Annotated in this window: 10 protein-coding genes; 4 read left to right on the forward strand and 6 right to left on the reverse strand. The window is 61.3% G+C overall.

From position 1 onward, the window contains the following. Window positions 1-93: 93 nt before the first annotated feature. The 4 genes from EP165_RS13535 to EP165_RS13550 all read right to left on the reverse strand — a co-directional run bounded on the left by EP165_RS13535 (window position 94) and on the right by EP165_RS13550 (window position 3,370). Window positions 94-564 (reverse strand): YaiI/YqxD family protein, encoded by a 471-nt coding sequence (locus EP165_RS13535; protein WP_127523335.1) that lies wholly within the window; start codon window positions 562-564, stop codon window positions 94-96. Then, the gene (locus EP165_RS13540) at window positions 554-1,108 is read right to left on the reverse strand and encodes an AAA family ATPase (protein ID WP_127523336.1); all 555 of its coding nucleotides are present in this window, start codon (window positions 1,106-1,108) and stop codon (window positions 554-556) included. Before EP165_RS13540 ends, EP165_RS13535 begins: the two co-directional genes overlap by 11 nt. Window positions 1,109-1,208: 100 nt before the next feature. Beyond that, a complete protein-coding gene (locus EP165_RS13545; RefSeq protein ID WP_127523337.1) occupies window positions 1,209-2,231 on the reverse strand; it encodes a methionine synthase in 1,023 nt (340 codons plus the stop codon). A gap of 11 nt (window positions 2,232-2,242) precedes the next feature. Further along, on the reverse strand, window positions 2,243-3,370 hold the full coding sequence (locus tag EP165_RS13550; RefSeq protein WP_127523338.1) for an S-(hydroxymethyl)glutathione dehydrogenase/class III alcohol dehydrogenase: 1,128 nt from the start codon (window positions 3,368-3,370) through the stop codon (window positions 2,243-2,245). Window positions 3,371-3,554: 184 nt separating this feature from the next. On the opposite strand from EP165_RS13550, the gene EP165_RS13555 reads away from it, so the two are divergent. From EP165_RS13555 to dnaE, 3 genes are all read left to right on the forward strand, one after another. Beyond that, the gene (locus EP165_RS13555) at window positions 3,555-5,567 is read left to right on the forward strand and encodes an acetyl-CoA carboxylase biotin carboxylase subunit (protein ID WP_127523339.1); all 2,013 of its coding nucleotides are present in this window, start codon (window positions 3,555-3,557) and stop codon (window positions 5,565-5,567) included. 1 nt (window position 5,568) lies between these two features. Further along, entirely contained in the window at window positions 5,569-6,237 is a 669-nt protein-coding gene (locus EP165_RS13560) for an HAD-IA family hydrolase (protein ID WP_127523340.1), read from the forward strand. A gap of 84 nt (window positions 6,238-6,321) precedes the next feature. Next, on the forward strand, window positions 6,322-9,855 hold the full coding sequence (gene dnaE, locus EP165_RS13565; protein ID WP_127523341.1) for a DNA polymerase III subunit alpha: 3,534 nt from the start codon (window positions 6,322-6,324) through the stop codon (window positions 9,853-9,855). Here dnaE and EP165_RS13570 read toward each other — a convergent pair. Beyond that, the gene (locus tag EP165_RS13570; RefSeq protein ID WP_127523342.1) at window positions 9,852-11,279 is read right to left on the reverse strand and encodes a protein adenylyltransferase SelO; all 1,428 of its coding nucleotides are present in this window, start codon (window positions 11,277-11,279) and stop codon (window positions 9,852-9,854) included. The two genes, dnaE and EP165_RS13570, sit on opposite strands and share 4 nt — an antisense overlap. 319 nt (window positions 11,280-11,598) lie before the next feature. Here EP165_RS13570 and EP165_RS13575 point away from each other — a divergent pair, with 319 nt between their 5' ends. Further along, window positions 11,599-11,904, forward strand: a complete 306-nt coding sequence (locus EP165_RS13575) for a hypothetical protein (protein WP_127523343.1) — start codon at window positions 11,599-11,601, stop codon at window positions 11,902-11,904. A gap of 21 nt (window positions 11,905-11,925) precedes the next feature. On the opposite strand, the gene EP165_RS13580 is transcribed toward EP165_RS13575, so the two are convergent. Beyond that, window positions 11,926-12,534: a helix-turn-helix domain-containing protein gene (locus EP165_RS13580; RefSeq protein WP_127523344.1), complete on the reverse strand. Its 609-nt coding sequence runs from the start codon at window positions 12,532-12,534 to the stop codon at window positions 11,926-11,928. Between the last annotated feature and the right edge of the window lie 96 nt (window positions 12,535-12,630).

A 12,630-nucleotide genomic window follows, 5' to 3' on the forward strand; every position in this document is an offset into this window, starting at 1 on the left:
CCGTTATTTCGTGTCGTCGGGTTCAGGAACGGCATTATCTACCGTCGAGTTTCGGGATGGCGATCACCTTAACTTCAAATCGAGCGTGATCGCCTAGTCCCCGGCAGCGCGGACGGCGCGCCGCACAAGCTGATCCAGCGCGGAGAGAAATGCCGACCGGTCGCGCGCCGAGAAGCCCGGATTGTAGCCCTTGATCTCGCCCGTCTCGCGCAGGTGCTGTTTGAGATCGCGCATCGCGACAGCCATGCCGATGCTCTCTTCCGTGAAAAGACGGCCTGTCGGTGCGATCGCGGTCGCTTCAGCTTCCACAGTGCGTGCGGCGAGCGGCACATCGGAGGTCACGACAATGTCGCCCGGCTGGAGTTGCTCCACGATCCAGTCGTCGGCAGCGTCGGCGCTCTTGGCCACCACGACATGCCGTACCATGGGGTCGCGGGACGGGCGCAAGCCGCCGTTCGAAACGAACGTCACCACGATGCCGTGACGCGCGGCGACACGCGTTGCCTCGTCCTTTACCGGGCAGGCGTCGGCGTCGACGTAAAGAACGGGAGCATCAGAGGGCAATGGCGACCTCGTCCTCCAGAAAAGCCAGACGCTCGGCCACCGGCGCTAGCGGCAGTTCGATCAGATCGTAGCCGAGCTCGCTGTAGGCGTTGGCGATGCATTCGAACGTGTGCACGGCCTCGCTCCAGTCCTGCTGCCGCTGATTGTCCTGGACATAGATGTCGCGCCAGGGCGGTGCCAGAAATACCTTGCGATTGTAGCAGAAAAGTTCGGCGGCACGGTAGAAATGCTCTGCATCCTCGATGCCGACAAGCCGGCAATATCCGACCAGGTCCGGCACGCCGCGGTCGAACAGAAAGGCCCCGTCTGACGCCGCAAATAGCTGGTGATTCTGCATGTCGCGGTCGAGCATCAGCTCCGCATATGCGGCGCTATCGGCGTAGTGGAGGGCGCGGCCTCCTATTGCTTCCTGCAGCCTGATGATGGCTCGCCCGGATTCCGGCACGGTGCGATATCCCGCCGTCGCAGCTGCCTCCAGCAGGGTGGTTTTGCCCGCGCCTGGGCCGCCCGTGACGACAAACAGGTTATTGCCAGCAGGAATCATGCTGTGGCCTCTTCAGTCATTGTCGGGAACGTGCGCCGGCGAGTGCCTGCACCTCAATTTAGTTCCGCTGCGCGATGCGGTAAAGCGCCTTTGCCGACGATCAGCCGAAACGCTTGCGCGCCAGCTCGGCGCCTGCGCCAAGCGCCCGCAGTTTGCCTTCCGCCACCTCGCGTGACAGCGGCGCCAGCCCGCAATTGGTGCAGGGCTGAATTCGTTCCGCATCGGCGTGGCCGAGTGCGGTTTCAATGACGGAGGCAACTTCTTCAGGTGTTTCTATCTTGTTGCTGGCAACGTCGATCGAGCCGACGAGCAGCTCCTTGTCGGGCAACAGCTCGATCAGCGAAATCGGCACGTGCGAGTTGGCGCATTCGAGCGACACCTGATCGATCTTCGAGGCGTTGATGGCCGGGAATATCTGCTCATATTGCCGCCACTCGTCGCCCAGCGTTTTCTTCCACTCGATGTTGGCCTCGATGCCGTAGCCATAACAAATGTGCACCGCTGTCCGGCATTTGAGGCCACGCGCTGCGCGCTCAAGCGTCGCGATGCCCCATTCGCAGGCGTCGTCCATGAACGCATTGAAGGCCGGTTCGTCGAACTGGATGACGTCGCAGCCGGCTGCTTCGAGCTCGAGCGCTTCCTCATTGAGTATTTCGGCAAAGGCCATCGCCATGTCGGCACGGCGGCCATAATGGCCGTCGGCCAGCGTGTCGCAGATCGTCATCGGGCCGGGCAGAGTGAATTTCAGGTGGCCGGTCGCATGTTCGCGGCAGAAAGCCGCCTCGTCGCGGTGCACCGGGCGGCTGCGCTTCGGCGGCGCGGTAACCGTCGGCACATCCACGACATAACGATTGTTTCGGATGCCCATTTTGGTCTTGAGGTCCCAGTCGATGCCCTCGATCGTTTCCAGGAAGCCGTGCACGAAATGGGTGCGGAACTGCTCGCCGTCCGACACGGTGGCGATGCCGGCCTCTTCCTGCAGCTTGATCCAGATGAGCGCGGCGTCGCGCTTGGCCTGTTCGAGCGCGCCGCCTTCAAGCTTCCATTTCGGCCAGAGCTTTTCTGTTTCCGCCAGCCATCCCGGCTTGGGCAGGCTGCCGGCGATGGTGGGCGGAAAAAGCATGGAGTGGACCCTCAGTAGACCACGACGCTGCGGATACTCTCACCCGCATGCATGAGGTCGAAACCCTTGTTGATCTCGTCAAGCGAAAGCGTGTGCGTGATCATCGGATCGATGTCGATCTTGCCTTCCATGTACCAGTCGACGATTTTCGGCACGTCGGTGCGTCCGCGCGCGCCGCCGAAGGCTGTGCCTTTCCAGACGCGACCGGTGACGAGCTGGAAAGGACGGGTGGAAATCTCCTGACCAGCACCGGCAACGCCGATGATAATCGATTCACCCCAACCCCGATGCGCGCTTTCCAGCGCGTCCCGCATCACCTTCACGTTGCCCGTGCAGTCGAATGTGTAGTCGGCACCGCCGATCTGGTCGGCGCCGCGCTTGGTCATGTTGACGAGGTGAGGTACGAGATCTCCGCCGACCTCCTTCGGATTGACAAAGTGAGTCATTCCAAAGCGTTCGCCCCATTCCTTCTTCGAGTTGTTGAGATCGACGCCGATGATCATGTCGGCGCCGGCCAGCCGGAGGCCCTGAATGACGTTGAGGCCGATGCCGCCGAGGCCGAAAACGATTGCCGTAGCGCCTGGCGTCACCTTGGCGGTGTTGAGCACCGCGCCGACGCCGGTCGTTACACCGCAGCCGATATAGCAAATCTTGTCGAAGGGGGCGTCGGGATTGACCTTGGCAACCGCGATTTCCGGCAGAACCGTGTGATTGGCAAAGGTCGAGCAGCCCATGTAATGGAACAGCTTGTCCTTGCCGATCGAGAAGCGGCTGGTGCCGTCGGGCATCAGGCCCTGGCCCTGCGTGGCGCGGATCGCGGTGCAGAGATTCGTCTTGCGCGACAGGCAGGACGGGCAAGAGCGGCATTCGGGCGTATATAGCGGAATAACGTGATCGCCCTTCTTCACGCTGGTTACGCCGGGGCCGACATCGACCACCACGCCCGCGCCTTCATGACCGAGGATAGCGGGAAAGATGCCCTCGGGATCTGCGCCCGACAGCGTAAACTCATCCGTATGACAAATGCCCGTCGCCTTGATCTCGACCAGAACCTCGCCTTCGCGCGGGCCTTCGAGATCAACTTCCATGATTTCCAGTGGCTTGCCTGCTGCAACGGCGACGGCGGCACGTGTTTTCATTATCCAGATTTCCTTCGCAAATGATATTTGCGCACGGTTTCAGCTTTCGCCGGTGCGATCAAGGCCCTCAGCTGCGCTGACCGGTGCTGGCGAGCGTGCCATGCGCAGCCGCTCTGCAAAGATGCGCCTTGACGCCTCAAACCCGGTCCATAAAACGGATAGGCGTCAGGAGGCCGGTGGCTGCATGTTCAAGAAGATACTTATTGCCAATCGCGGTGAAATCGCCTGCAGGGTCATCAAGACCGCGAAGCGCATGGGGATCGCCACCGTTGCCGTCTATTCCGACGCGGATGCCAACGCCCTGCATGTCGAGATGGCCGACGAGGCTGTGCATATCGGACCGCCGCCCGCGAGCGAGAGCTACCTCTTAAGCGAGCGCATCGTAGCAGCCTGTAAGGAAACCGGCGCCGAGGCCGTTCATCCCGGATACGGCTTCCTGTCGGAACGCGCCTCCTTCTGCACCGCTCTCGAAAAGGAAGGCATCGTCTTCATCGGGCCCAAGCCCAGGGCGATCGAGGCCATGGGCGACAAGATCGAGTCGAAGAAATTCGCCAACGAGGCCAAGGTGAACACGGTGCCGGGCCATATCGGCGTCATTGCGGATGCCGACGAGGCACGCAAGATAGCCGGCGAGATCGGCTACCCGGTTATGATCAAAGCCTCAGCAGGCGGCGGCGGCAAAGGCATGCGTATTGCCTGGGATGAGAAGGAAGTGCGCGACGGCTTCGATCGCGCGCGCTCGGAGGCCAAAAGCTCGTTCGGCGACGACCGTGTCTTCATAGAGAAGTTTGTGGTTGAGCCGCGGCATATCGAAATTCAGGTGCTGGCCGACGCGCATGGCAACGCCATTTATCTCGGCGAGCGCGAATGTTCGATCCAGCGACGCAACCAGAAGGTGGTTGAAGAGGCGCCTTCGCCTTTCCTTGATGAAAAAACCCGTAAGGCCATGGGTGAGCAATCCGTGGCACTTGCCAAAGCGGTGGATTACCAGAGCGCCGGAACGGTCGAGTTCATCGTCGACAAGGACCGCAATTTCTATTTCCTTGAAATGAATACGCGACTGCAGGTCGAGCATCCGGTGACGGAGCTGATCACCGGCGTCGATCTGGTCGAACAGATGATCCGTGTCGCTGCGGGCGAAAAGCTCAAGATCAAGCAAGGCGATGTGAAGCTGAGCGGCTGGGCGGTCGAGAGCCGGCTTTACGCCGAAGATCCGTACCGCAACTTCCTGCCGTCGATCGGCAGGTTGACGCATTACCGGCCGCCGCAAGAGGGCGTCAGCGACGGAGTGACCGTGCGCAACGACACCGGTGTCTTCGAAGGGTCGGAGATATCCATGTTCTACGACCCGATGATCGCCAAGCTGTGCACTCATGCGCCGACGCGAATGGAAGCGATCGACGCCATGGCGGAGGCACTGGATGGCTTCGTCGTCGAAGGAATCGGCCATAACCTGCCGTTCCTATCGGCCCTGATGCAGCATCCGCGCTGGCGCAAGGGCGATTTGTCGACAGGATTTATCGCAGAGGAATATCCGGACGGGTTTCACCCCGCCTTGCCGGACAACAAGGAGAAGGCCGTTCTGGCCGCGGTGGCGGCTACGGCGGAGCTTCTGCGCCGCGACCGGCTTGACCGGCTTGGCGGACGGCTTGCCCCGCATAGCGGCCGGCTAAAGAAGGACTGGGTGGCGCGGATCGGAGGCGACTACCTGGCGGTTTCGGTCGCCGACGGGATGACGAACGGGTCCATCGATTGCATCATCTCCGTCGATGGCGGGCAGACACAGCAGGTATGCTCCGACTGGCGTCCGGGTGAGCTCATCTGGCGGGGCAGCGTTGGCAATACGGATGTCACCGCACAGATGCGGCCGATCCTCAACGGCATGCGGATTTCCTGGCGCGGCCTTTCCGTCGATACGCGGGTGATGCTGCCCAACATGGCCGAGCTCGAAAAGCTGATGCCGGTGAAGCTGCCGCCGGATACGTCAAAAATGTTGCTTTGCCCGATGCCCGGTCTTGTCGTTTCGATCGCGGTATCGGAGGGTCAGGAGGTCAAGACAGGCGAAACGCTGGCCGTTGTCGAGGCCATGAAGATGGAAAACGTGCTGCGAGCCGAGCGCGATCTCGTCGTTTCCAAGATCAACGCCGAACCGGGCGACAGCCTGGCGGTGGACGCAGTAATCATGGAATTTGCCTAGCATGAATGACGCCGCCGCCCGCACGCTGCTGTTCGACCTTGATGGCACGCTGACGGATCCGTTCGAGGGCATCACCAGGTCGATCCAGTATGCGATCGAGAAGTTGGGGCGGATTGCACCGGCGGCCGAGGCGCTGGGCTGGTGCATCGGTCCGCCGCTGCAGGTCGCGTTTCGCGAGTTGCTTGCCACGGAGGATGAAAAGCGTGTTGCGGAGGCGGTCTCGTTCTATCGCGAACGCTATTCCGATGTCGGCAAATTCGAGAACGTTCTGATCAAGGGCATTCCCGAGGCGTTGGCGTTGCTCGCGGCGCAAGGTTACCGCATGGCGGTCGCGACTTCCAAGCTGCAGTCCTATGCCGAGGAGATCGTCGTTCATTTCGGTCTCTCGGACTATTTCGACACCGTCTATGGGTCGGAAGCCGACGGGCGGCTTTCAGACAAGTCCGACCTGATCGGGTTCATTCTCAAGATCAGGCATATCGAAGCAGGCCGCACCTGCATGATCGGTGACAGAAAACACGACATAATCGGCGCCCGGAACAACGGTGTCGGTGCTATCGGCGTGTTGTGGGGCTATGGCGACGAGGCCGAATTGAGCGAGGCCGGTGCCGATCAGCTGGTGCCGGAGCCTGGCGCTCTGGCAGCCGCGGTTGCTAAAACCTGTCCATGACCGAACTATCGGGTTTACCCGGAGCGCGGGGTGCCGAAGAATAACTCCGATTCCGGCCCTGCGGTGGGCCGAGGGCAGAGTGTTTTGGCAAACAAACCAGATCCGATCAGGGAAGCGGCAAAGGCTGCCTCAAATAGCGGAAAACCGGCAAGCGCACCGCACCGCGCGTTTGTGCATTTGCGGGTGCATTCGGCCTATTCGCTCCTGGAAGGCGCGCTGCCAATTGCCAAGATCGTCAAACATGCGGCCGAAACGCAGTCGCCGGCGATTGCCGTCACCGACACAAACAACCTCTTCGGCGCGCTGGAATTCGCGCAGAAGGCCGCGGGGTCCGGTGTGCAGCCTATCGTCGGTTGCCAGCTTGATGTGCGGTTTGGAGAGCCAGCGGACAATGAGCCGGGCGGCCGGCGTAAAGCAGACCGCAACTCCGCACCGCTTGTCCTCTTGGCAGCGACCGAGGCGGGCTACGCGAACCTCGTCCGTCTGGTCAGCCGGGCCTATCTCGACAATCCACCGGACGCGGGCGTGTTTGTGCGTGTCGACTGGCTCGGCGACCATGCGGACGGACTGATCTGTCTGACCGGCGGTCCACGCGGACCGATCGGTTCGGCGATCGCTTCGGGCCATCAGGAGCAGGCGGAAGAGCGGCTGCTTGGCCTCAGGCAGTTGTTCGGCAGCCGGCTCTACGTCGAACTGGAGCGCGTGCAGGGCTTTGACCGGCGTGTGGAGGCGGCGACGATCGAACTCGCCTACCGGCACGAATTGCCGCTGGTCGCGACAAACGAATCCTTCTTCCCCGCCGCCGATGACTACGAAGCGCATGATGCGTTGATGGCGATCGCGCATGGCTCCGTCATAGCGGAGGACAACCGCCGGCGGGTGACGCCCGACAATCACCTGAAGACGCAGCGCGAGATGGCGGTGCTGTTCGCCGATCTGCCGGAGGCAATCGACAACACGATCGAGATTGCGAAACGCTGTTCCTATTATCCACAGAACCGCGATCCCATTCTGCCGCGCTTCACGGCAGATGAGGGCGGCGATGCGGAGACGGCATTGCTGGCCGAATCCAACGAATTGAAGCGGCAGGCGCGCGAGGGCCTTCAGCGGCGTTTTGCTGCGCAGGGCATGGCTGCCGGCTTCAGCGAGAGCGACTATACGGAGCGCTTGGAATTCGAGCTCGGTGTCATCGAGCGGATGAAATATCCGGGCTACTTCCTGATCGTCGCGGACTTCATCAAATGGGCCAAGTCGCGCGAGATTCCAGTCGGGCCGGGGCGCGGCTCGGGTGCGGGTTCGCTGGTCGCCTATGCGCTGACGATTACCGACGTCGACCCGCTGCGCTTCTCATTGCTGTTCGAGCGCTTCCTCAACCCCGACCGTGTATCGATGCCCGACTTCGACATCGACTTCTGCCAGGAGCGGCGCGAAGAAGTCATCCGCTATGTGCAGGAAAAATACGGGCGCGATCAGGTGGCGCAGATCATCACCTTCGGAACCCTGCAGGCGCGCGCCGTGCTGCGCGATGTCGGCCGCGTGCTCCAGATGCCCTACAGCCAGGTCGACCGGCTGACCAAGATGGTGCCGGCCAACCCGGCGAACCCGGTCAAGCTGAAAGACGCTATCGCCAACGAACCGCGCTTCGCGGAGGAAGTAGAGCGCGAGCCTGCCGTGCAGTCGCTGCTTGATATCGCGCAGAAACTGGAAGGGCTTTACCGCCACGCATCAACGCATGCCGCGGGCATTGTTATCGGCGACCGGCCGCTATCGGAACTCGTGCCGATGTATCGCGATCCGCGATCCGACATGCCGGTGACGCAGTTCAACATGAAGAAGGTCGAGGATGCAGGCCTCGTCAAATTCGACTTTCTCGGCCTGAAGACGCTGACCGTACTGGAGCGGGCGGTAAAGCTGGTTGCGCAGCGCGGCATCGAGATCGACCTGACGCAGATTCCCTATGACGATCCGCAGACCTACGAAATGCTGTCTCGCGGCGAAGTGGTCGGCGTGTTCCAGGTTGAAAGTGCGGGTATGCGCAAAGCGCTGATCGGCATGAAACCCGACCGCATCGAGGACATCATCGCACTGGTGGCGCTCTATCGGCCGGGCCCGATGGAGAACATCCCGACCTACAATGCGCGCAAGAACGGCGAGGAAGAAACCGCTTCGATCCACCCCAAGATCGATCATCTTGTAGCGGAGACGCAGGGCGTCATCGTTTACCAGGAACAGGTCATGCAGATCGCGCAGGAGCTGTCGGGCTACTCGCTCGGCGAAGCTGACCTGCTTCGGCGCGCCATGGGCAAGAAAATCCGCGCCGAGATGGACAAACAGCGCACGCGCTTTGTCGATGGTGCGGTAGAGCGCGGGCTGGCCAAGCAGCAGGCGGATTTCATCTTCGATCTTCTGGCGAAATTCGCCGATTACGGCTTCAACAAATCGCACGCAGCCGCATACGCAATCGTCTCCTATCAGACTGCCTATCTGAAGGCGCACTACCCGGTGGAGTTCCTGGCCGCGTCGATGAATTACGACATGGCCAACACCGACAAGCTGTCGGAGTTCCGGCAGGATGCACGGCGCCTGGGCATCGAGGTGGTGGCACCGTCGGTGGAAACCAGTTTTCGCGATTTTGAGGTCGGCGAAAACCGCATCTTCTACTCGCTGGCGGCTATCAAGGGCGTAGGTGACGCCGCGGTCGACCACATTGTGGCCGTGCGGAAGGAAAAGGCGTTCGAAAACCTGGAGGATTTCTGCGGCCGGGTCGACCCGCGCATCGTCGGCAAACGTGTGCTGGAGAGCCTGATAGCGGCCGGAGCGCTCGATTGTTTCGGCCATGACCGGGCTGCTATGTGGGCCGGCATCGAGCGCATGATGGGGCTTGCAAGCCGGGCGCGCGACGACGCCGAGATGGGGCAGGGCGACATTTTCGGCCAGGCCGGCGGCGGTATGAAGGATGCGCTGCGGCTGCCGGTGGCTGAGCCGTGGCTGCCGGCGGAGCGTTTGCACAAGGAATTCCAGACCGTCGGTTTCTACCTCTCCGCGCACCCGCTGGACGAGTATCGGCAATTGCTGGAAAAAATGCGGGTACAGAACTGGGGCGAGTTCCAGCTTGCGGTGAAGAAAGGCGCCGCCGCAGGGCGCCTGGCAGGAACCATCTCGTCCAAACAGGAGCGGCGTACACGCACCGGCAACAAGATGTGCGTGATGCAGCTTTCCGATGCCAGCGGCCAGTACGAGGCGGTGCTGTTTTCCGAAACGCTGGCGCAGCACCGCGACCTGATCGAAGCGGGCAAATCCGTGGTGATTACGGTCGCAGCGGAGGACCGGCCGGAGGGCGTGAATCTGCGCGTGCAGACCATGCATTCGCTGGAAGACGAAGCAAGCCAGATGCAGCGCGCCATGCGCATCTACCTGCGCGATCCCGGCCCTGTTGAAGCATTGACCCGTCAGCTCGGCCAGAAAGGCGACGGGCAGGTCAGCCTGGTCGTCATTCGGCCTGAAAATGGCGGCGAAGTCGAAGTGGCTCTGCCTGACCGCTACAAGATCGACAACAGGATTGCCTCAGCGTTCAAGGCGATAAAAGGCGTGGTTGACGTCGAGTTGGTCGACGCCTAGGCGTTCGCGCCCGCGTAGGCCTCGCGCATTTCGCCGATCGCGGCCAGTTTTGTCTCGAACGCATTCCAGTCATCCTTGTCCGCAATCGGTTTCCAGATCGATTCCACCTCGTCGATCAACATCGTGCAGGGTTCGGTGTGCTGGAAGTAGGGATGGTTGGCGATGTCGGCTGCCCGCGGCTCGTATTTGGCCAACAGCTTTCCAACCGGGCCGAAGGCAGTGCTTTCATAGACAACGGCTTCCGGACTTTCGGCTGCACGCTTTGCTTCAGCCCCGCGCCAGTCGAAGAAAAAGCGCTCGAATGGCATCCGGCTTTCGGCCAGGAACTGCCAGATCGCGCCTGCGAGCCGCTGATCGGTTTCGGCTCCTCCCGATCTGAGGCCGAGCCGGTCGAGAATCGCGACGTTGAACGCGTCGCGGAATGCCGGGCCGAAGCCTTGCAGAACGTTTTCGAGCTTGTCCTTGGGCGCGAAAGGCAGCAGGCATTCCGCCAAGCGTGTCATGTTCCACAAAAGCACGTCCGGTTGTCTGCCGAATGCATAAAGCCGCGTCTGGTCAAAATAGGCAGCGGTGAAGGATGGATCGAGCGTTGGCGCGAAACGCCAGGGGCCGTAGTCGAAGCTTTCGCCCGTGATGTTGATGTTGTCCGTATTCAGCACGCCATGGACGAAGCCGGCCAGCATCCAGCGTGCTCCCGTCGCGGCGACGCGCTTGCCGACCGCCTCCAGAAACGCAACGGCACGCTCTTCAACGGGTTCGCGCTGGGCCTCCGGCAGATAATTTGCGATCGCGTAGTCCATGAGCTTCAGGATGTTCTCGTGCTCGTCGAGATAGAGCAGGCGCTGGAAGCTGCCGATACGTATGTGCGAGTGGCTTAGGCGCACGAGCACCGATGAGCGCGTGGGCGAGGGCTCGTCGCCGCGCCACAGCTCTTCGCCGGTTTCGATGAGGCTGAACGATTTTGACGTGTTAACGCCGAGTGCCTCCAGCATCTCGGTAGCGAGTATCTCGCGTACACCGCCCTTCAGCGTCAGCCGGCCATCGCCGTCGCGGGAGTAGGGCGTCTGGCCGCTGCCCTTGGTACCGAAATCGAGCAACCTTCCGTCTTTGAGGTCGTAGCACTGGGCGAACAGGAAGCCGCGTCCGTCGCCGAGCTGCGGGTTGTAAACCTGGAACTGGTGGCCATGATATCTGAGCGCCAGCGGCTCGGCGAAACTGCCTTTGAACGGTGTGAAGCGGCCGAAATGATCGTTCCAGTCGCTATCCGACAGCTTGCCGAGCCCGATTCGTTCGGCCCAGCGCTGGTTGCGGTAACGTAGACGCAGGCTCGGAAAATCAGCCGGCGCGACCGCGTCGTAATACGCTGAGCCCAGCTGTTCATGCTGTTTCGAGGGTTTGAATCCGGGCGTTTCCGAAAATGGCACGGTGCTAATTCCTTTGCCTTTGCAATGGCTTGGCGCTCCAGCAAATCGAGCCGCCCAAGTCATGTTCCGTGATCGCGCAATTATCTCACACTTGGAATCGGGCGAAACTTGCCAAGTGGAAGAAGTTCCCGACCGCGGTTAGGCGAGTCGCATCCCCAGCGCGGCTCGCAACTTCCACCCCTGCCCGGTGTACGAGGCGCCGGGCAGGGCCCTTAACGCTGCTTGCACACCATTGCTGGCGCTGTCGCATTTTGCCGATTGACCTTGATGCAGGCCTTTCTATCTTCGAACCGAAGGGGCGCGACAGGAAGGCTATGCCATGAAATCCCTTTTGCGAAACATATCTGTTGCCGGCATTTGCACGTTGACGGTGCTGTCCGCGGCAACTGCTTCGGCAGCGCGCCCGGATGCGCGCAAGATGACCTGCAACCAGACGCAAGCGCTGATCAACGCACAGGGAGCCGCCGTTATCACCACCGGCGCACACACCTACACACGATTTGTTTCGAGCAACCGGTATTGTTTTCATCCGGAGGTGCGGACACCGACATATGTCAGCACCAAGGACACGAACCAGTGCCCGGTTTTCCATTGCGAGCGGCCGATCAAGCTGTTCGACGATTGAGTGCGGTCCGCCCGGCGAAGGCTAATAGACCGGCGGAGAAAGCACCCAGATGACGACGGCCTCCGCGTCGCCGTCATTGCGCCAGCGTATCGACTTTCCCTTGAAGCGGAAGCTGTCGCCCGCATGAAGCATATGCCAGGTGCCATCGACCTCAATGTCGATGGTGCCTGAAAGCACATAACCTGCTTCCTCGGCGTCGCGCACCGATTTCTGCGATGATGAAGCGCCCGGTGCAAATGTGCGGTGCCGCATCTCGAAGCTGCCACCCAGTGCGGGAGAGAGAAGCTTCTCTTCAAGACCGGCCTCGGTCGGTCCCAGCGTACGCCGCGCTCCGGCACGCACCACAACTTCCATTTCCGGTTCGGATTGCGCTTCGCGACTGACAAACAGGCTCATCGGGACGCCGAATGTGTCTGCCAGGCGGCTGAGATCGGCGAATGTCGGCATGGAAATACCGCGCTCCACCTGGCTCAACCAGCCTACGGAACGGCCGATGCTCTCCGATATCTGGGTAAGCGTCAGGCTTCGTGCCTGCCGCAGCGCCCGCAAGTCGCGCGCTATGCGCGCATCGATGCGCTCAAGCGCCAGCGTGAGCTTGCTTTCCTTGACCTGGCTCGCCGAGTTGGCCATGAAAATAGTCCCGTGGTTTTCATTTGACGATGATCTGGTGAAAAATTAGACATCATTTTCAATGTACTGTCGAGCGGCAGGCAAGCTGGCGGCAAG

This window comes from Mesorhizobium sp. Z1-4 (assembly GCF_004000235.1).
Taxonomy (GTDB): domain Bacteria; phylum Pseudomonadota; class Alphaproteobacteria; order Rhizobiales; family Rhizobiaceae; genus RCIO01.